The sequence below is a fragment of the Streptomyces sp. NPDC020747 genome, from assembly GCF_044334695.1.
GTDB lineage: Bacteria > Actinomycetota > Actinomycetes > Streptomycetales > Streptomycetaceae > Streptomyces.
In genome coordinates, this window is sequence record NZ_JBIRTJ010000011.1 from 208,135 (window position 1) to 226,976 (window position 18,842).

At 71.1% G+C, this 18,842-nt stretch carries 17 protein-coding genes; 11 read left to right on the forward strand and 6 right to left on the reverse strand.

What is annotated here, in order from left to right:
• Positions 1 to 337 precede the first annotated feature (337 nt).
• Together ACH4YP_RS28050 and ACH4YP_RS28055 are read left to right on the forward strand one after the other, a co-directional pair.
• Positions 338 to 1,171 (forward strand): MFS transporter, encoded by an 834-nt coding sequence (locus ACH4YP_RS28050; protein WP_398493220.1) that lies wholly within the window; start codon positions 338 to 340, stop codon positions 1,169 to 1,171.
• 39 nt (positions 1,172 to 1,210) lie between these two features.
• The gene (locus ACH4YP_RS28055) at positions 1,211 to 1,693 is read left to right on the forward strand and encodes a nucleoside deaminase (protein ID WP_398493222.1); all 483 of its coding nucleotides are present in this window, start codon (positions 1,211 to 1,213) and stop codon (positions 1,691 to 1,693) included.
• Here ACH4YP_RS28055 and ACH4YP_RS28060 read toward each other — a convergent pair.
• Complete coding sequence (locus tag ACH4YP_RS28060) at positions 1,678 to 1,965, reverse strand: hypothetical protein (RefSeq protein WP_398493224.1); 288 nt, start codon at positions 1,963 to 1,965, stop codon at positions 1,678 to 1,680. The two genes, ACH4YP_RS28055 and ACH4YP_RS28060, sit on opposite strands and share 16 nt — an antisense overlap.
• Positions 1,966 to 2,027: 62 nt before the next feature.
• Between ACH4YP_RS28060 and ACH4YP_RS28065 the strand changes: the two genes are divergently transcribed.
• Both ACH4YP_RS28065 and ACH4YP_RS28070 read left to right on the forward strand, forming a co-directional pair.
• On the forward strand, positions 2,028 to 2,585 hold the full coding sequence (locus tag ACH4YP_RS28065) for a TetR family transcriptional regulator (protein ID WP_398493404.1): 558 nt from the start codon (positions 2,028 to 2,030) through the stop codon (positions 2,583 to 2,585).
• A 98-nt stretch (positions 2,586 to 2,683) separates the two neighbouring features.
• The gene (locus ACH4YP_RS28070; protein ID WP_361053878.1) at positions 2,684 to 3,757 is read left to right on the forward strand and encodes an acyltransferase family protein; all 1,074 of its coding nucleotides are present in this window, start codon (positions 2,684 to 2,686) and stop codon (positions 3,755 to 3,757) included.
• Here the strand turns inward: ACH4YP_RS28070 and ACH4YP_RS28075 are convergent.
• Entirely contained in the window at positions 3,754 to 4,611 is an 858-nt protein-coding gene (locus tag ACH4YP_RS28075; protein WP_398493226.1) for a GNAT family N-acetyltransferase, read from the reverse strand. The two genes, ACH4YP_RS28070 and ACH4YP_RS28075, sit on opposite strands and share 4 nt — an antisense overlap.
• A gap of 208 nt (positions 4,612 to 4,819) precedes the next feature.
• Between ACH4YP_RS28075 and ACH4YP_RS28080 the strand changes: the two genes are divergently transcribed.
• A complete protein-coding gene (locus ACH4YP_RS28080; protein WP_361053625.1) occupies positions 4,820 to 5,344 on the forward strand; it encodes a GNAT family protein in 525 nt (174 codons plus the stop codon).
• 367 nt (positions 5,345 to 5,711) lie between these two features.
• Here the strand turns inward: ACH4YP_RS28080 and ACH4YP_RS28085 are convergent, their stop codons facing one another.
• Entirely contained in the window at positions 5,712 to 6,473 is a 762-nt protein-coding gene (locus tag ACH4YP_RS28085) for a chaplin (protein WP_398493227.1), read from the reverse strand.
• 281 nt (positions 6,474 to 6,754) lie between these two features.
• Between ACH4YP_RS28085 and ACH4YP_RS28090 the strand changes: the two genes are divergently transcribed.
• The 4 genes from ACH4YP_RS28090 (at position 6,755) to ACH4YP_RS28105 (ending at position 12,136) form a co-directional block, all read left to right on the forward strand.
• Complete coding sequence (locus ACH4YP_RS28090; protein WP_398493229.1) at positions 6,755 to 8,341, forward strand: alpha/beta hydrolase; 1,587 nt, start codon at positions 6,755 to 6,757, stop codon at positions 8,339 to 8,341.
• Positions 8,342 to 8,468: 127 nt separating this feature from the next.
• Entirely contained in the window at positions 8,469 to 9,554 is a 1,086-nt protein-coding gene (locus tag ACH4YP_RS28095) for a chemotaxis protein (protein WP_398493230.1), read from the forward strand.
• Positions 9,555 to 9,699: 145 nt separating this feature from the next.
• The gene (locus ACH4YP_RS28100) at positions 9,700 to 10,329 is read left to right on the forward strand and encodes an FxLYD domain-containing protein (RefSeq protein WP_361053613.1); all 630 of its coding nucleotides are present in this window, start codon (positions 9,700 to 9,702) and stop codon (positions 10,327 to 10,329) included.
• A 313-nt stretch (positions 10,330 to 10,642) separates the two neighbouring features.
• Positions 10,643 to 12,136 (forward strand): PP2C family protein-serine/threonine phosphatase, encoded by a 1,494-nt coding sequence (locus tag ACH4YP_RS28105; protein WP_398493231.1) that lies wholly within the window; start codon positions 10,643 to 10,645, stop codon positions 12,134 to 12,136.
• 90 nt (positions 12,137 to 12,226) lie between these two features.
• Here ACH4YP_RS28105 and ACH4YP_RS28110 read toward each other — a convergent pair whose 3' ends face one another.
• Positions 12,227 to 13,726, reverse strand: a complete 1,500-nt coding sequence (locus tag ACH4YP_RS28110; RefSeq protein ID WP_361053607.1) for a hypothetical protein — start codon at positions 13,724 to 13,726, stop codon at positions 12,227 to 12,229.
• A 233-nt stretch (positions 13,727 to 13,959) separates the two neighbouring features.
• On the opposite strand from ACH4YP_RS28110, the gene ACH4YP_RS28115 reads away from it, so the two are divergent.
• Both ACH4YP_RS28115 and ACH4YP_RS28120 read left to right on the forward strand, forming a co-directional pair.
• Entirely contained in the window at positions 13,960 to 15,102 is a 1,143-nt protein-coding gene (locus ACH4YP_RS28115) for an aminoglycoside phosphotransferase family protein (protein ID WP_361053604.1), read from the forward strand.
• A gap of 305 nt (positions 15,103 to 15,407) precedes the next feature.
• Complete coding sequence (locus tag ACH4YP_RS28120) at positions 15,408 to 17,393, forward strand: N-acetylmuramoyl-L-alanine amidase (protein WP_398493233.1); 1,986 nt, start codon at positions 15,408 to 15,410, stop codon at positions 17,391 to 17,393.
• A 4-nt stretch (positions 17,394 to 17,397) separates the two neighbouring features.
• Here the strand turns inward: ACH4YP_RS28120 and ACH4YP_RS28125 are convergent, their stop codons facing one another.
• Together ACH4YP_RS28125 and ACH4YP_RS28130 are read right to left on the reverse strand one after the other, a co-directional pair.
• Positions 17,398 to 17,760, reverse strand: a complete 363-nt coding sequence (locus ACH4YP_RS28125) for a VOC family protein (protein WP_361053599.1) — start codon at positions 17,758 to 17,760, stop codon at positions 17,398 to 17,400.
• A gap of 155 nt (positions 17,761 to 17,915) precedes the next feature.
• A complete protein-coding gene (locus tag ACH4YP_RS28130; protein ID WP_361053596.1) occupies positions 17,916 to 18,770 on the reverse strand; it encodes a (2Fe-2S)-binding protein in 855 nt (284 codons plus the stop codon).
• Between the last annotated feature and the right edge of the window lie 72 nt (positions 18,771 to 18,842).

Here is an 18,842-nt window from a genome sequence, read left to right on the forward strand (position 1 = left end):
TCCTGGGGTGTCCCGATCACCGGTGCTGGCGGGATTCGGACGCCACGCTGTGCTGCCGGCGGAGGCGGAGTTGGCCACCCCGCATCCCGGCCCGCGTCGCTGGTGTGCAGGTGGTCGCCGCTGGTCACGGATCTGGTCCAGTTCGGCGACTCCCGCGGCACCCGCGGCTCCCGCGACCCGGCGGCCCCCACCGCCGACTCGCCCTCGACCGGTTCACCGAGGGCAGGCCACTCACCGGCCCGCACCCGTACGCCGGAGCCGACGAGATCCGCTGACGGCTCCGGCACCCTGCGGACCCGCCTCGGCGTCCGGCGGCCCGACTTGCCCTCACACTGATGTGAACGTTTCCCTTCCGGCGGGCCTGCTGCCCCGGATGGTGCCGGCCGAGCGGCGCGGCCGGGCCATCGTGATCGTGCTGGCGGGCATCACGCTCGCGCTCTCCCTGGGTCTTCCCGCGGGTACGGAGCCGGCCGACGCACTCGGCTGGCGTGCGGCCTTCGCCGCGCTCGCGCTGCCGGCCGTGCTGCTCGTGGTGTGGATACGCCGCCGGGTGCCGGGCTTTCCCGGTGAGGCGCGTGACGAACGGGTGCCGTTGCCTCGTGTCGCCGCGCTGCCCGGCATCGGCACGGTCCTGTCCGTCACGCTTACGCGGCTCGTCGGCCATCAGGTGATGTACCCGTACGTGGCGCCGTTCTCGGAGCACACGGGCTTCGGCCGTACCGGGCCGGTGCTGCTGGTGTTCGGTGCCGCGACCGTCGTCGGGATCTGGCTCACCGGGCTGTTGATCGACCGTTGTCCGCGCCGGACCCTGCTGGGTGCGCTCGCTCTGCTCGCGTCAGCGATGCTCGCGCTGGGCAGGTACGCCGGTCATGGAGCCGCGCTCCTGGTCTCGGTCGCGCTGTGGGGCGCGGCGTTCGGCGGCACGCCGACGCTCATCCAGACCGCGCTGGTCGACGCCTCCGGTCCCGCGAACGCCGATGTGGCCGCCTCGCTGCAGACCACGGTCTACAACGCGGGCATCGCGGCCGGTTCCCTCATCGGCGGTCTGATCCTGGCGGGCCCTGGCGCCGACGCGCTCCCCTGGACTACGTTCCTGCTGGTCACGCTGACGCTGACGATCGTGGCCGCTGGACGTCGGCACGCTTTCCCTCGCGGCGCCGCACGGAGTTGAGTACGGTCGGCCCAAGGTCAACAGGAGGGCTGGTACGGCATGGTGAGTGAAGCCGAGCTGAAGCATCTGCGCCGCTGTGTGGAGCTCGCGGCCGAGGCGCTGGACTCCGGTGACGAGCCGTTCGGGTCGGTGCTCGTGGGCGCGGACGGCACGGTCCATGCCGAGGACCACAACCGGGTGGCCTCCGGAGACCGCACCCGCCACCCGGAGTTCGAGCTGGCCCGCTGGTCGGCGGCGCATCTGACGCCGGAGGAGAGGGCCGCCGCGACGGTCTACACGTCCGGCGAGCACTGCCCGATGTGCGCGGCGGCGCACGGCTGGGTGGGCCTCGGCCGCATCGTGTATGTGGCGTCGTCCGAGCAACTGTCGTCATGGCTCGGGGAGTTGGGCGTCCCTGCTGCCCCGGTCCGCCCGCTGCCGATCCAGGAGGTGGCACCCGGCGTACGCGTCGAGGGCCCGGTCCCGGAGCTGGCCGACGAGGTGCGAGCCCTGCACCGGCGGTTCCATCACGCGGAGGGATAGGCACCCTTGGCGGCGATCAGCCGTTCCAGTTCCTGCCAGAGCTCGGTCTCGCGGGCGGGGTCGTACGACGTTGGCGAGGACCGGACGGGACGGCCGCGGTCGAGATTGCTCCCGGACGGGGCGACCGGCACGCCGACGGCCGCCTCGGCGAGTTTGCGGCCGGACGCGCGCGGGTTGGTCGAGCCGGGATGGACGCGGGTGAGGTGCAGCAGGCTCTTCCAGGCGAGGCGGTCCAGCTGCCCCGCCTCGCGGGCGAGTCCGGTGCCCGGCATCAGACCGGGGTCGAAGGTGCAGACGCCGGGAGCGGAAGCGGCTACGGACCCGTGGGGCCCTGATCGACGCGGCCATGAAGCTCTTCGTCGAGCACGGCTTCGAAGTGGTCACCGTCGCCGACATCGCCCGGCGTGCCGAAGTCGGCCGGACGACCTTCTTCCGCTACTTCGTCGACAAGCAGGAAGTCCTCTTCGCGGACGAGGAGCAGCACCACGAGGCGCTCGTCTCGGCCGTCGACCACGCTGCCGCCACCCTCGCCCCCATCGGCGCCTCACTCGACCGCGCGCTGGACGCGGGTCACGCGGGCCTGAGGGCTCTGGTGGGCAGCATCGCCGAGCACACCAGGTGGCTTGCCGAGCACGAACGCCTGATCAGCGGGGATCCCGCACTGCTCGCCCGCAGCCTGCTGAAGCGGCGCGCGTACGGGGCCGCGGCGATCGACGTGCTGGAGCGCCACGGGGCCGACCGGGAGACAGCCGTGCTCGCCGCCGCCGTCCGCCAGGCCTGTTACGAGGCCGCCGTCGCCCTGACGGGTGCCGAGCCGGAGCGGCTGCCGGGCGCCGTGGAGGCCGCTTTCGAACGGCTGTCCGCGCGGGGAGCGAACGTACGCGACGACTGAGCCGTACGAGAGGGGGCAGGCGGGACGGATCGGTTCCCCCCGCCCCGAGGCCAGGAGATGTGGTGTCACAAGAGTTATCAGCCCCCGCGCCCGTAGCTCTGCGGGAACGCCTGCCCGAAAAGCGGGCCAAGCCGGCGTCCGCCCGCAGAGACCCGTATTTCGACAACGCGAAGTACCTCACCATCGTGCTCGTGGTCTGCGGTCACGCGTGGGAGCCGCTGACCCACGGCAGCAGAGCCGCGACGGCCGCGTATCTGACCGTGTACGCCTTCCACATGCCGGCGTTCGCGCTCATCTCCGGCTATTTCTCCCGGAGTTTCGACATGGCGCCGGGCCGGGTGCGCCGGCTGCTGACGACCGTCGTCGTTCCGTACCTCGTCTTCGAGATCGCCTACACGCTCTTCTACCGCTGGGCGCAGAACGATCCGGGCTATCCGTTCAGCCTGCTCGATCCCTGGTACGTGATGTGGTTCCTGGTCGCGCTGTTCGTCTGGCGGCTGACGACCCCGATCTGGCTGGCGCTGCGCCACCCGGTCCCGGTCGCGCTGGGTTTCGCCGTACTGGCCGCCGTCTCACCCGACCTGGGCGGGGACATCTCGATCCAACGGATCCTGGGATTCCTGCCGTTCTTCGTGCTCGGACTGACGCTGCGCGCCGAGCACTTCGAGCGGCTGCGCACCTGGCGCGTACGGCTGTTCGCCCTGCCGGTGGTCGTGGTGGCGCTCGGTGCCGCGTACGCGGTGGCGCCGTGGTTCAGCGCCGGATGGTTCTACCACCGGGGCAGCGTCACGGGCCAGGGCGCGCCGGCCTGGGCTGGGCTGTTCACCACCCCGGCTCTGTTCCTGCTCGCGCTGGTCCTGACCGGCTGCTTCCTGGCCTGGATCCCGGGCCGGCACCTGTGGTGCACCGCGCTGGGTGCCGGGACGATGTACGGCTATCTGCTGCACGGCTTCGTCATCAAGGCATCCCGCTTCTGGGACTGGTACGACCATGCCTGGGTGCGCACCCCGCTCGGCGAACTGGCCGTCACTGCGGCCGCCGTGGCGCTCATCACGGTGCTGTGCTCGGGCCCGGTACGCTCCGTGTTCCGGTTCGTCGTGGAGCCCCGCATGGCGTGGATGTTCAGCCGCCGCGACGAGACCACGACGGCCGACAGACGCCCCTCCGGCTAACCCAGTTCGAGTGTCGTGACCCCGAAGACCCGGTCCGTGGCGTACGGGCGGACGGGGCCGGTGTACATCCGGGCCGTCTCGAACGACGGGGTCAGACCGTACTCCTCGGCCAGGGCGACGCCCGCCGCACTCGTCTCGGGGATGTCGACGGACACCGGGCGGCCGTCGGCCTCGCCGACCAGTGCGGCGAACAGAGCGCGGGCGTCCTCGGCGGTGTCGGCGAACAGGGGTCCGATGCGCAGCGAGGTGAGTGCGGGCCGGATCACGCCGTAGCCGGTGAGCCGCCCGTCGACGATCCGGACCAGGGCGCGATGCCCGGGCCCGTTGATCCAGTGCTCGACGAAGCGCGCCCGGTCGGCGGGGTAACAGGCGCTGTCATAGGCGGTGATCGCGTCGAGGTCCGCCGCCCCGGCGGCCCGGACGCCGGTTCCGGCGGACTCCCTCGTGGCCGGGACGCCTCCGAACCGGAAGGTCTTGTAGGCGAGTTCGAACCCCGACTGGCGGTAGTTGCCCTGCTGCGCCACCACCCCGTCGAGCCCGACGGTCCGGCCGCCCGCGTGGGCGAGGGCCGTCTTCCAGGTGGTGAGACCGTAACCACGACCGCGCGCATCGGGGCGTACGAGATAGCAGCCCAGGAAGGCGTAGTCGGCACCGTAGTTGACGACGGAGATCGCGGAGACGGGCTCCCCGTCGATCCTGCCGAGGAAGAACCCCTCGGGATCCTGGGCGAAGAAGCACGCGCCGTCCGACTCCCCCGGATCCCACCCCTCGTTGGCCGCCCACTCCTTGATCACCGGCCAGTCGTCGAGCGAGGCCTGTGTGACGACGAGGCCTTCGGGGTTCGGAGGGGTCATCTGTGCGCTCCATTCGTCGGAAGATTCGGAAGATGTCGCAGGCGGGGGAAGAGGTCGAGGTCGGGCGGATCACGGCAGGCGGAGTGCGGTGACCGGCCGCATCCGCGCAGCATCCTTCCCGATGGCCGAGGTCCGTGGCGCCGCGATGAGCCAGTGTCATTCGCAGGAGGGAGTACACGGCCGGTGGCCCCGCCTAGGCTGGCCGTTCATGGATCACGTGACACTGCGCCCGGTGGGCGAGGACGACCTGACCGTGATGGAGCGGTTCCTGACCGACCCGGAGGAGGCCTCGCCCTTCCAGTGGTACGGCTGGTGGGACACCGGACGCTGGCGACGGCAGTGGGCCGAGACGGGCCTGATCACGGACGAGGCGGGACATCTGATCGTGGAGCTCGACGGAGAAGCGGTGGGGTTCGTGGCCTGGCGCAAGATCGTCGCCACACGCACTTCGTACTACTGGAACATGGGGATCGCCCTGCTGCGCGAGGCCCGTGGCAAGGGGGTGGGTACGCGGGCGCAGCGGCTGCTGGTCGAGTACCTGTTCGCGCACACGCAGGTGGTCCGGATCGAGGCGGACACCGACGTGGAGAACATCGCCGAGCAACGGGCCCTGGAGAAGGCGGGGTTCACCCGCGAGGGCGTGCTGCGCAGTGCGGGGTTCCGCGATGGGCGGTGGCGGGACGGCGTGCTGTACAGCGTGCTGCGCGAGGACGTGACCCCGGCCGGTTCATGAGCGCCTGGCCGTATGGGGAGTGCCGGGACCTGAGCAGCGTTCCGGGCCGTACCAGGTGTGCCGCGGCCTGAGCGCGTGCCGGGCATGACGGGCGTGTGAGCGCTGCCGGTCAGAGGGAGACCCCACCGGTCGGTGTGCCCGGTGGGGTCTTCCGTCCTCGGAGGTGTCACTCGGCCGAGAATCGACGCGGTGTGCTGCCGTGGCGCGATTCAGCGCACTGCCGAGGGGCGGCGGTACGCGGACGACTGTGGGTACGGATCCGTCCGCGACCGGGACCCCGTCCGCGGGCCGCGGTCCGAGTGGGCTACCGCGGGCCAGGTCGACGTACGGTCACCTGCTCGGGCCCACGACCGGCCGCGGGCTCCGGTCAGGAGCCGTCCGCGGACTCCGGCCCACCCGCACCGGCGTGCCCGGGCCGGGGCGCGACAGCCGTACGGAAGCGCCGGTACAGCGCGGCACCGCCCAGCATCAGCGCGGCGCTGGCCGCGGCCGTCGGACCCATCAGGTCCGTGCCGGTCTGGGCGAGGGACGCTCCGGGCGCCTGCGGCACGGCCCGCGGCGCCTCGGGCTCCACCACCGGCTTCTCCGGCTTCGCCGGTCGCTCCGGCTTCTTCGGCGGCTCCACCGGCTTCGGGGCGGGGGGCGACACCGGGTTGCCCGGGTGGTGCGGCCGCTCTCCGGAGGTGTTCGTGGACTCGTTGCCGACGGCGGGGTTGCCGATGCCGACGACGCTCACCGAGTTGCCGGTGACGTTCACGGGGAGCTGGATCGGGAGTTGCACGCCGTTGCCGGAGATCACACCCGGTGAATCCTTCGCCCCTCCCTCGGCGACCGCACCGGCGGAACCCTCGTGGGCACCACCCTTGCCGTCGCCGCCCTTGCTGTGGCCGCCCTCGTTGGCGCAGCGGTTGCCCACTGCGGGGTTGAGGAGTCCGACCACGTTCACCGTGTTCCCGCACACGTTCACGGGAACGTGCACCGGGAGCTGAATGGTGTTGCCGGAGATCACCCCCGGCGAGTGTGCCGTGCCGCCGTCCGCCGCGGAGTCCGCGTACACCGGCATCGTCACGGCCACGGCGCCGGAGGCGGCGGCCGCGATGATCAAACCATTTCGGGCAACCCGTTTCATAGGTTCCCTGCCTTCCAGACATGGTCGCGGGCACTCACCCGCACCGGATAAAACGCCGGTGGGCGATGCGGGTTAGTGGGTTGCCGATTTTTCACCCCAACGGGCGGTGCTCCAGTCGAACTGTCCGGCGTGATGTCGTGACGCCGCGCCGTGGGGCGCGCGGCGCGCAGAGTAAGGCCTCCGGCGCAGGTCCGCCCGCCGGGAGGCGTGGCCGGGGGTGCCGCCTTATCGTGATCGAGGGGGAATTCCCGGCTGCGCGCCGGGGCGTCCCGGGAGGCTTCATGCTGTCCACGCATCAACGCCGCTCGTTCACCGGCGCCGTGACGCTGGCCCTGCTGGGAGCGGGGCTGCCGTCGGTCGCCGCGGCGGACACCGACCGCCCCGATCTGTCCCGCTTCTACGACCAGCGGATCAAGTGGTCCGCCTGCGAGGGCGACAGCCTGCCCAAGGATCTGCAGTGCGGAAAGGTCACCGTCCCGGTCAACTACGCGAAACCCGCCGCCGGGACACTCGACCTCGCCCTGGCCCGTATCCGCGCGACTGGGAAGCCCAGGGGTTCGGTGGTGCTGAACTTCGGCGGTCCCGGCGGGCCTGGAGTCAGCGAACTCGCCGCGGGCGGCGAGGACTTCATGGGCCTGACCGACGGCTACGACGTGGTGACCTTCGACCCGCGCGGCGTCGGCAGAAGCTCCCCGGTCAGCTGTGGCGAGGGGACGGGCGAGGCCGTGGACGAGGCGGATCCCGACGCGGACGAGAGCGACGATCCGCGGGCCGCCCTCGACGTGCTGCGCAGGGTCGCCGCCGAATGCGCCGAGCACTCCGGGCCCGTGCTGTCCCACATAGGCACGGTCAACGCCTCACGCGACCTCGACGTGCTGCGCGAGGCCCTCGGCGACAAGAAGCTCAACTACCTCGGTTTCTCGTACGGAACGCGGCTGGGCGCTGTGTACGCGGCCCAGTTCCCCAAGAGGACGGGCCGGTTGGTGCTCGACGGCGTGGACACCCTCACCGAACCACTGAGCGAACAGGGCATCGTCGGCGCGCGGGGCCAGCAGACAGCCCTCGATGGCTTCCTCGACTGGTGCACCGAGGACATCAACTGTGCCTTCGGACAGGACACACGCACCGCCCGGGAGGACGTGGTCCGGCTGGTCGATTCGCTGGACGAGGACCCGGTGCCGGGTGACTTCGGCGAACCGTTCTCCGGCCAGGACCTGGTGGGCGCCATCGTTCAGGCGCTCTACAGCAAGGAGCTGTGGCCGGCCCTCTCGCAGGCGCTGACCTCGCTGGTCCAGGACGGCGACACCCGGGGCATCATGCGGTTCGCCGGCGGCGGCGTCTCCCTGCCCGGCGGCATCACGGTCCCCGGCAACGGCGGGCTCGCCGAGGACGGGGAGGGGGGCCTGGTCGACGAGGGCGACATTCCCTTCGACAACCTCCCGGCCGCGCTGATGGCCGTCAACTGCGCCGACGACCCCGACCGGCCCACCGCCGGCCAGGTCACCGAGAACATCGACCGGCTGCGCGCCGAGTACGAGGCGGCGTCACCGGTCTTCGGCGAGTACCGCCTCACCCAGGTCCTGATGTGTTACGGCCGCCCGAAGGGCACCACCTACATCCGCGAGAAGGTCCGCGACGTGGACACCCCGAAGCTGCTCCTCGTCGGCACCCGCGGCGACCCCGCGACCCCGTACCGCTGGACCACGGAGACCGCGGCCCGGCTCGGCTCGTCGGCGGTCGTCCTCGACAACAAGGGCGAGGGCCACACCGGATACGGGTCCTCCAGGTGTGTGCACCGGAAGGTCGACGACTTCCTGCTGTACGGCTCACTGCCGGCCGACGGAAGCTCGTGCGGCGCGGAGGAGTGAGAGCGACAGGCCGAGGGCGTCTCGGAGCGCGATGCGACTGCCCGGTGACATCAACGGACATTCGCCCCGCTCGCCCGATCCGGTTCCTCCGCATGCCCGTTCACCCATTCGGTCATATGGTGCATATATGGAGCATGTTCTGAGCCCCACCACGCTTACCGAGCTGCGCCGCCCGCGGCCCTACCCGGCCGTGTCGGTGCTCACTCCGACCCATCGCCGCGAGCCCGACAAGGCGCAGGATCCCGTCCGGCTGCGCAACGTCGTGGCCGCGGCGAAGAAGCAGTTGGAATCCGACCCCGCGGTCACCCGTGAACTGCGGCTGGATGTCGTCGGGCAGCTGGAGCAGGCGCTCGCGGAGGTCGATCTGGCGCACGCCGAGGACGGTCTCGCGATCTTCGCCGCTCCCGGGGAACACCAGGTGTGGTCGCTGGCCCGGACCGTGCCGGAGCGCGTCGTACTCTCGGACACCTTCCTGACCCGCAACCTCGTCGCCGCACAGGCCGCCGAGCGTCCGTTCTGGGTACTGACCGTCTCGGCGGACCGCATCTCCCTGTGGAGCGGCGGCGGAGAGCACGTCGTCGAGTCCGAGGCGGCCGGCTTCCCGCTGACGCGGAGCCTGGACGACCCGGACGCCGAGCGCAAGGAACGCGTCGGCGACCTGCCGAGCACCTTCCGCGACGAGCGGACCCGCCACTTCCTGCGGGACGGCGACACCCTCCTCGCCAGTGTGCTGCGCGGCGACCCGCGACCGGTGTACGTCACCGGCGAGCAGGCCGCACTCTCCCTTCTCGACGAGGTCGGCACCGCCACCAAGGACGCCGTCCACATCGCGCACGGCGGTCTCGCGCACGCCGGCGCCGACGCCGTGCGGCAGGTGGTCGGCCCCTTGGTCACCGCCGAGGACCGCAAGAGCGCCGACACCGTGGCGCGGGAACTCGAAACTGCCAAGGGCCGGAGGGCGTTCGCGGCCGGCGTCGACGAGGTCTGGCAGAACGCGACCGCTGGCCGGGTCCGGCTGCTGGCCGTCGAGGAGAACTACCGCGTGACCGTACGCGACGACGGCGGCGACCATCTCGTCCCGGCCGACTCCGACGACCTGGACGCCCGCGACGAGATCGTCGAACAGTGCCTGGACACCGGCGCACAGGTCCGCTTCGTCCTGGACGGCACGCTCGGCAACGCGGAGGGCATCGCCGGAGTGCTGCGCTACTGACCGCGAAAGCGGCAGACCCGGTGCGGGGCGAGTGACTGGCGCCCGGCGGATCCGAAATGCCTCGCCGGAACATCCGGCATAAGGTTCATTTCGTCGACCGACCCGGCAGTGATCGACCAGGCACCGACAGCAAGGACAGCGCGCGATGAACACACCGCCGCCCCGTGGCCCCCGCCGGCCGGGCAGGACTCGTTCGGCTGCCGTCGCACTGGCGGCGATCGCCGCGGCCATGAGCACGCTCGCGGCGTGCGGCACCGACAGCGACTCCGGCGGTTCGGACCCGTCCTTCAGCGAACGGCCGTCCCCTCCCGACACCGCGTCCTTCTCGGGTACGGCTCCCTCCGTCAACGAGTCGGCCGTCGAGTCCGCACGCGCCCGGGCCTCAGCGGCGGCTTCCTCCGCCTCGGCCGCGGCGTCCTCCTTCGAGGCGTCCGTGTCGGCGGAGGTCGCCCGGGCCAACGAGGCGGCGGAGAACGAGCTCAGGGACGTCGACGGCCAGGGCAACGCGATGTCCGACGTCTCCATGACCGGCAAGCCCAGGTCCGAGACCGGCGGCCTGCTCGCCGTCGTCGTGAGCATCACCAACAAGACCGACGCGCGGGCCTCGTACGCCGTGCGGGTCGACTTCCTCGATTCCGCCGGCAAGACGGTGGAGACGAGGTTCGTCGGCGCAGAGGACCTCGCCCCGGGCGAGCGCGCACAGCCGCTCGCCATCAGCCGCAAGCCCGCCGAGCCGGTGCTGACACCGAAACTGGTCAAGGCCCAGCGGTACTGACACAGAGCCCGGCGGCGCCGACGCGGCGAAACCTCGACCGAGCACCGCACATACGCTCGCCGAACATACGATTGAGTGAGCCGTAACCGCTCCCGTCACTCCATCAACTCACCTATCCTGTCTATGACTTGACCGGTCGGTCCGCGTTCCGAATACGCCCCGCTCGCGTCCGCCGCAAGGACTCCGACATATGTCAGTGGCACCACCGCGTCGCGTGTTGCCAAATCCCTTACAGCGCGTCGCGGGCTGTGCGACAGTCGTAACCGGTCCTTCCTTCAGCCTTGGTCGTACCGTGCCTGTATCGGAGTACGTCATGCCGTCCCATCTCTCGGCGGACCACCCTGCCGCCCAGCCGCCCCCGCGCGGCTCGGTCGACGCGCTCATTTCGCAGACGCGTCGGCTGCGGGGCGAGGTGGACGCCGTACGGCGCGACGCGCCGGCCGACGGCACGGACCCGGAGGGGCGCTGGCAGCGCGCTCTGTGCGATCTGGCGATGCATCAACTCAGCGATCTCGACGAGCACTTGGCACAGTTGAGGGACGGACCGCCGGCCGTTCCCGTCGAGCACGAGGCGGCGGCTCCCGCCGTACGGGCCGTGCCGGGCGCACCCCGGAACGGCTCTCTGCTCAGCCGGGTAGGCAGCGCCGAGTGGAACCTGCTGACGGACGAGGCGAATTGGTCCGGCGAGCTCTACCAGATCCTCGGCCGTGACCCCGCCGCTCCCCCGCTCACCCTCGACGAACTGCCCTCCGTGGTGCTGGAACAGGACCGGCCGAGGCTGACGGCGATGGTCACGGACTGCCTCATCGACGCCAAGCCGATCGACGGCGAGTTCCGCATCGTCCGGCCCGACGGCGACGTACGGACCGTGCACGTGATGGGTGAGCCCGTGCTCGACACGGACGGCAGCACCGCCTCGATGTGGGCGGTCCTGAGAGACGTCAGCGAGCTGCGCCGCAGCCAGCGGACGGTCAGTGAGACCCGTGACTCCCTGCAGCACCAACGGCACTTCGCGCAGACCGAGCGCCGGCTCGCGGTCGAGTTGCAGGAGGCCGTGCTGCCGCCGTGGCGCGGCTCCCTGCGGCTGCCGCGCCAGGGACCGGAGACACTGGACCTGGCCGCCCGCTATCTGCCGTCCTCGACGAGCGCGCTCATCGGCGGCGACTGGTACGACGCACTCGAACTGCCTGGTGGGGACACGCTGTTGAGCGTCGGTGACCTCACCGGCCGCGGTGTGACCGTCACCTCGGGCATGGCGATGATGATCGGCGCCCTGCGTGGTATGGCCGTGGCGGGTACCGAACCCGGACAGCTCATGGCGTGGCTCAACCAGTTACTCGACGCCTCGGTCCAGCCGGCCCTGGGCAGCGCGGTGTGCTGCCGCTACCGGCCCGAGAGCCGCACGCTGACCTGGGCGCAGGCAGGACACCCCGCCCCACTGCTGTTCCGCAACGGGACGGGGCGCATGCTCGCGCCGCCGGACGGCGTCCTGCTCGGCGCCACCTCCGGCGCTGTCTACGGACAGGCCGAGGAGACGCTCGAACCGGGCGACCTGCTCCTCCTTCACACCGACGGGCTGGTGCCCCGGCGATGGGTGTCCCCCCGGTCCCAGTCATGGGAGTCCCCCGACTCGAGCGAAGCCGAGAGTGGAGGCGACACCACGGCCGTCAGCCGTCTCCTCGACCTGGCCCCCCGCTTCGGCGAGGCACGCGCCGCACAGGACTGCGTACGGATGGTCGTGGAGGAGTTCGGCGAGACGGAGCGCGAGGACGACGCCTGCGTACTGATCGCCAGGGTCGCAACCTGACATCGTCGGGGTTGCCACGCGACGCGAGCGCGACACCCGACAGCACGCGAGCAGCACAGGCCGACGGCGGTGAACAGCCGCACAGGCCCCCTATGCCCGTGTGCTGTTGCCGCCCCTGGCCTTCAACGAGCCCTTGGGCAGCGCCAGTTTGATCTCCTCACGCAGTTCGTTGATCTTCGGATAGCTGGAGTACTGCCCCGTCAGCCGGTACATCTCACGCAGCCGGTCCCAGGTGCGGTGGGAGGAGTTCGAGCCCATCGACGTCAGGGCCAGGCGTGCGTACCGGTCGGCCTGTTCGGGGTCGTCGGCGATGAAGCAGGCGGACGCGAGCGAGATGTGGTCGAAGATCTTCGACCGGTCCCGGCCCTTCTGCCGCAGCTCCAGGGCTTCCTTGGCGTGGCTCTGCGCGACGGCGGCCGCGGACGGGTCGTGCTCCGCGAGCGTCCGGTAGGCCAGGGCCTGCATCCCGTGCATGTCCGCCTCGTCGAACAGCTGCATCCAACTCGGCGGCGGCACGTCACCCTTGTCCGAGACGAAGAGGTCCTCCGCCTCCCCCAGGGTGCGCCGCATGGCCTGGCCCTTGCCCAGCGACGCCTGTGCCCAGGCCTCGATGGTGTGGAGCATGGCCTGGGTGCGCGGCAGGACCTCGTCGCCCGATCCCGAATTGGCGAGCTTCATGAGGTCGAGTGCGTCGTCGGGCCGGCCCAGGTGCACCATCTGGCGGGCCGCTCGGGAGAGCGCCTCGCCCGCGCGGGGCCGGTCACCGCCTTCTCGGGCCGCGTGCGCGGCGATGATGAAGTACTTCTGGGCCGTGGGCTCCAGGCCGACGTCGTGCGACATCCAGCCCGCGAGGACGGCGAGGTTGGCGGCGACGCCCCACAGGCGCCGCTGCAGATGGTCGGGGTGTCGGTAGGAGAGCATGCCTCCCACCTCGTTGAGCTGTCCCACGACAGCCTTGCGTTGCAGTCCGCCCCCGCGGGCCGCGTCCCAGGCCCGGAACACCTCGACCGAGCGCTCCAGTTCCTCGATCTCCTGCGACCCGATGGGGGCGGCCTCGTAGCGGTCGAACCCAGCGGGGTCGGCGTGCAGGGGATCGTCGATGTCAGGGGCGTCGGCCGCGAGGGCCGGATCGGAGTGCAGCCAGTCCTGCATGGCGCTGCTGATAGCGGATCCGGCGGCGAGCGCGGCGCCCGCGCCCACCAAGCCGCGTCGGTTGAGCATGAGGTCCATTCCCGTGAATTCGGTGAGGACCGCGGCAGTCCGCTCGGGCGCCCACGGCATACCGTCGGGATGTTCCACACTCCCGCCGCCCTGCCGTTTCCCCGTGCGCCCGTGCCGGACCAGACCGAGATCCTCGATGGTCACGACACGGCCGAGACGCTCGGTGAACAGTGCTGCCAGCACTCGCGGCACCGGATCGCGCGGGATCTCTCCCATGTCGATCCACCGCCGCACCCTTGAGGTGTCCGTCGCCAGCTGGGGGTGGCCCATGGCCGCCGCCTGCCGGTTGACCATCCTCGCGAGTTCCCCCTTGGACCAGCCGGCCAGGCCGAACAGGTCCGAAAGGCGGGTGTTGGGTTGTCCGCTCACGTCAAGCCCCCAGGTTCTCGGCTGAGTTGACACTAACCGTCTGTCAGTTGCTGAGCGACTATTCGCCAGGGTTCGCCAGGGCACGCCAGATGGTGTGCCACTGGGCATCGGGTGTCAGGTAGGAAAGCGCCACCCCGACCCGGTCGCCGAAGGGACACTCCCCAGGGTGCACCAGGGCGGCCGGGGCGGGTAGCGCAGCAACTTGCAGGCACACGAAGGGATCTGTTTCGCCCATGTACGCAGCATCGTCCTCCGTGTCCGCTCCGCCCCGGTCACTGCACGCCCGCCCGGTCGGCAGCGGCCCATACCTCGACCCCGCACGTCCGGGGGCGGCTCCCGTGCTCGGTGCCGGTCGGTCCCGGCGCGTACCGGGGCTCGGCACGCAACCGCTCAGCGGGAGACTCGACCTGTCCGGCCCCCAGGGGGCGCAGTTGCGCACGGCGATCGCGTCGGTGCACCGGATCTGTCCGGAGTTCTCTCCGGTGCAGGTGCTGCGCCGCAGCGGCCGCTCCGTACTCCTGGTCGGCACGACCGGGCGCAGCACCGCCGTCGCCAAGTGTTTACTGGACCACTCCCCGGTGTGGACCGAGCGGATCCGTCATGAAATAGCGGCGTACCGCTCGTTCGTGCGGCACCGGCCCCCGGTGCGGGTGCCGCGCCTGATCGCGGCGGACCCGGACAACTGCACACTGGTGATCGAGCGGATGCCGGGACGGGTGGCGGCACTGCAGCGGCACCCGGTGGAGTCCCCGCCCCGCGCGGACATCAGGGCGGCACTCGGCGCGGTCTGCCGGCTCAACGCGTGGCGGCCCCCGGCGGGGACGTTCCACGCCCCGCTGGACTACGCGGCCCGGATCTCCCGGTATCACGAGCTGGGGTTGCTCACCGACCGGGACATGGGCGATCTGCAGAAGCTGGTGCACGGCATCGCGTACTCGGCGGGCCGCCAGGGCATGGGCCAGTTCTGCCACGGCGACGCTCTCCTGTCCAACATTCTCCTGTCACCGGCCGGTCCAGTGCTGGTGGACTGGGAGCATGCGGGCTGGTATCTGCCGGGGTACGACCTGGCGACGCTGTGGACGGTTCTCGGGGACGCGCCTGTCGCCCGGCGGCAGATCAGCCAGCTCGCGCAGTCGGCGGGACCCGCGGCGCGTGACGCGTTCCTGGTGAATCTCATGCTCGTCGTCACCAGGGAGATCCGTACGTACGAGACGGCCGTGCAGCGGTCGATGCACGAGACGACCCCGGCGGCACCGGGACCGGCCCACCCGGGTGCTGCGCCGTCCGGCGAGGAACAGCGGCTGCTGCTGAGGCGGCTGCACGACGACTGTCAGATGGCCCGCAAGGCCGTCCGAGCGGCGGTCGGCACTCGCTGACGGGGATGGTGGTCCGCGGTGCGCCCGGCAGTACAGGGCGCACCGCGGACCTTCGTCATGTCCGGGCAGCCACTCGCGCCCGGTACTCCTCCGTTGAGGGACGTTCACCCGAACAGGCCACAGGTCCACTCCACTGACGCCTCGCAGGCCGGGTCGCCGTCGCCGCGAAACCCGCGACACCCGCCGCTGACATGGGAAATCAACTGTCTCTGGGCATGATTGACGGATCGTCGGGGAGCCGGTACCACTGACGCACGCCCGGCCCCGCACGCACCATCGCGACCGATCGTCCCAGGAGGCCTGCTTTGCGAGGATCCCCCACCGACCCCAGCCCCTCCACCGGGCACAGACGCGCACGCAGAACGGCCGGCGCCGTCGCCTCGGCGGCCCTGCTCCTGCCACTGCTCGGCGCGGCCCCGTCCGACAGCGGCGCCCGGACGTCCTCCGCGCGTCTGCAGAGCTCGTTCACCGACGCGGCCGCCCAGTACCGCGTACCGCGGAGTGTCCTCCTCGCCGTCTCCTACCTGCAGTCCCGCTGGGACGCGCACGGCGGGGCGCCGAGTGTCACCGGCGGCTACGGCCCCATGCATCTGACGGACGCCCGCACCGCGATCGCCCGGACGGTGGCACCGCACCACGGCGAGGGTACGGAGGACGCGCGAGGCGACGACTCACGCGCGCCGCTGCTACCCGACACCAAGGTCCCGGAGAACACCCAACTCCCCGCCCGTCTCAAGACGTTGACGAAGGCGGCCGAACTCACCGGCATCCCCGCAGAGCGGCTGCGTACGGACGCGGCCGCCAACGTCGCCGGCGGTGCCGCGCTGCTGGCCGCCGCCCAGAAGCAGCTCGGTGAGCCGCTCAGCGGCAATGCGGCCGACTGGTACGGGGCGGTGGCACGCTACTCGGGTGCCGACGACACGGCGACGGCGGCGACGTACGCCGAGGACGTCTTCGACGTGATCCGCCGCGGTGAGCACCGCACGACGGATGCGGGCCAGCAGGTCGCGCTCGCGGCCCAGCCTCAACTGCGGCCTGTCACACAACAGTTGGGCGGGACGGGACTGCGGGCGGCGCGCGCGGCCGGCACCGAGTGCCCGGCGACCGTGTCCTGCGAGTGGATCCCGGCGCCGTACCAGGAGTTCGGCGACGGCGACTACGGCAACCACGACCTCGGCAACCGGCCCAAGTCCCAGAGCATCAAGTACATCGTCGTGCACGACACGGAGGGCGCCTGGGAAGGCGTCCTCAACATGGTGAAGGACCCCACCTATGTGTCGTGGCAGTACACCCTGCGCTCCACCGACGGGCACATCGCCCAGCATGTGAAGGCCAAGGACGTGGCCTGGCACGCGGGCAACTGGTATGTGAACGCCAAGTCGATCGGCCTGGAGCACGAGGGGTTCCTCGCGGCGCCGGACGCCTGGTACACGGAGGCGATGTACCGGTCGTCGGCGCGGCTGGTGACGTACCTGGCGAAGAAGTACGGCATCCCGCTGGACCGGCAGCACATCCTCGGGCACGACACCGTGCCGGGAACGACGACGGCGAACATCCCCGGGATGCACACGGACCCGGGCCCGTACTGGGACTGGCGGCACTACTTCACCCTGCTGGGCAAGCCGCTGCACGCCACCGCGGGAGCGAAGGGCGGGCTCGTGACCGTGCTGCCCCAATTCAGCAAGCACAAGCCGAAGTTCACGGGCTGCGTCACCAAGGGTGAACCGTGCGCGGCGCACGGTTCCAGCGCCGTGCGGCTGCACACGCAGCCGCGCTCGGACGCGCCGCTCGTCAAGGACATCGGTCTGCGGCCCAAGGGCGAGGACTCCACGATCGACGTGAACGACGTGGGTTCACGTGTCTCCACGGGCCAGCGGTACGCGGTCGCCGGGCGCGACGGCGACTGGACCGCGATCTGGTATCTCGGCCAGAAGGCGTGGTTCAAGAATCCGGCGAAGCAGCCGACGGCGGTGAACGCGAGCGGTCCCGTCGTGACACCGAAGGCCGGGCTGACCGAGATCCCCGTGTACGGACGCGCGTACCCGGAGAAGGCGGCCTATCCGGCGGGCGTGCCCGTCCAGGAGGTCTCGCCCCTGCCGTACAAGCTGCTCAAGGGGCAGAAGTACTCGGCGGGCGACAAGGTGCCGGGCGAGTACTTCTACGCGCCGACCTTCGACACGGCACCGCACCGGGTGGTGCGCGGCAAGGACATGTACTACGAGATCCAGTTCGGGCACCGGGTGGCGTTTGTGCGCGCCGCCGACGTACGGGTGGTGCCGTCGGTCTCCTGAAGGGTCACTTCGGCGGCTCGTGGAGTCCGAAGGCGGAGCCCTGGTCGTCGCGGCACAGTTTGAAGCGGCCGAAGCGTGCGGCCGACTCCTCGCTGTCGCCGCCGTCGCCCGGGTCTTCCACGGTGCCGCCCAGCTCACGGACCCGGGCGACGGCGGCGTCGAGGTCGTCCACCCTGAAGAAGAGGTAGGGGGAGGCTCCGGCGTCGCCGCCGTGCATTCCGCCCGGTACTCCGCCGGTGGTGACGGCGAAGCCTCCGCCCTCGGACGTGCCGGGTTCGAAGGTCCAGCCGAGGAGGGATCCGTAGAAGGCGCGGCCCCGCTCGGGGTCGGCCACGCCGATTTCGAAGAAGGTCGGTTCGCCGCTCATCGCGCGTCTCCTGTCGTGAGACATGGGCCGGCCGCCTCAGACCACCGTACGCGGGACGGAACGCGGGCGCCCTCCGCGCCGGTGCCGCTCGTGCGGCGGACAGCCACCCTCGTGACGGATCCGGGCGTGTGATGGAGCCGGGCGTGTGACGGGGCTCAGCCCTCGATCCGGCGCAGCCGTTCGGCGTCGCAGGTGCGGGGGCAGGTGGCGCAGGCCTCGTCGGGGCGGATCGTGTAGTACATGCAGCAGCCCATGCGGGTGCGGGTGGTGTGCTGCCGGCCGTCGCTGCCGGTGAGCCGGCGGAAGTCCGCTCCGCCAGGAAAGGGCGCGACGGCCGAGGGCAGGAGCGCGGTGGCCGCCCGGACGGCGTCGGGTTCCTGGCCGAGCATGCGGCCGAGGTACCAGATGCCGGAGACGAGGTCGTCGGTGACCATGCCCCACAGGGCGCGCGGGCCGCGCCGGATGTGCGGGGCGATCGCGGAGAGCAGCGGTTCCATGTGATCGGCGACGGCCACCCTCAACTCGGCACGCAGAGCCTCCTCGTGAGGGGCCGTCAGCGCGCCGGGGAGTGCGGCTACCGGGTCGCCCGGGAGGCAGGTCAGGTCCGAGCGGGGACTGATCTCGAACACGCCGGTCGTCAGGTCCAGCCGTACGTCTTCGGGGCGGACACGCGGCACCCGTCCCGTGAGGTACCAGACGCCGCTCATCAGCAGCCCGACGGACCACGCGTAGTCGTGGAGGGCTCGCGAGGCGGCGACGTCCCGGCGCGGGGTGTGGTCGTAGCGGTCCTGGGTGCGGGCGGTCTCGGCCAGGAGGAAAGCGTCCAGGGCCTCCTGATCCTTCGTCAACTCCGCTCCACTGACGCCCGTTTGAGTGACGGCCGAATCCGGGTCGGCGACTCGAACGGTCAACGCCTCGCACACTTCCCCCAGTTGCCGGTACGTGCCCGCGAGCAGGCCGGACACGGACGCGGCCGCACCGGCCGACAGAGTCTCCACGGCCACGGTCATCGGTACTCCTGTGCATGGGGGGCGAAGCGAGCAAAGCAGGTAAGGCTTACCTTAGTATAGAGATCACCGACA

Coding starts and splice junctions, on each gene's coding strand:
- ACH4YP_RS28055 (WP_398493222.1), top strand. CDS start 1,211: ATGGTGAGTGAAGCCGAGCTGAAGCATCTGCGCCGCTGTGTGGAGCTC.
- ACH4YP_RS28060 (WP_398493224.1), bottom strand. CDS start 1,965: ATGCCGGGCACCGGACTCGCCCGCGAGGCGGGGCAGCTGGACCGCCTC.
- ACH4YP_RS28075 (WP_398493226.1), bottom strand. CDS start 4,611: ATGACCCCTCCGAACCCCGAAGGCCTCGTCGTCACACAGGCCTCGCTC.
- ACH4YP_RS28080 (WP_361053625.1), top strand. CDS start 4,820: ATGGATCACGTGACACTGCGCCCGGTGGGCGAGGACGACCTGACCGTG.
- ACH4YP_RS28085 (WP_398493227.1), bottom strand. CDS start 6,473: ATGAAACGGGTTGCCCGAAATGGTTTGATCATCGCGGCCGCCGCCTCC.
- ACH4YP_RS28090 (WP_398493229.1), top strand. CDS start 6,755: ATGCTGTCCACGCATCAACGCCGCTCGTTCACCGGCGCCGTGACGCTG.
- ACH4YP_RS28095 (WP_398493230.1), top strand. CDS start 8,469: ATGGAGCATGTTCTGAGCCCCACCACGCTTACCGAGCTGCGCCGCCCG.
- ACH4YP_RS28100 (WP_361053613.1), top strand. CDS start 9,700: ATGAACACACCGCCGCCCCGTGGCCCCCGCCGGCCGGGCAGGACTCGT.
- ACH4YP_RS28105 (WP_398493231.1), top strand. CDS start 10,643: ATGCCGTCCCATCTCTCGGCGGACCACCCTGCCGCCCAGCCGCCCCCG.
- ACH4YP_RS28115 (WP_361053604.1), top strand. CDS start 13,960: ATGTACGCAGCATCGTCCTCCGTGTCCGCTCCGCCCCGGTCACTGCAC.
- ACH4YP_RS28125 (WP_361053599.1), bottom strand. CDS start 17,760: ATGAGCGGCGAACCGACCTTCTTCGAAATCGGCGTGGCCGACCCCGAG.
- ACH4YP_RS28130 (WP_361053596.1), bottom strand. CDS start 18,770: ATGACCGTGGCCGTGGAGACTCTGTCGGCCGGTGCGGCCGCGTCCGTG.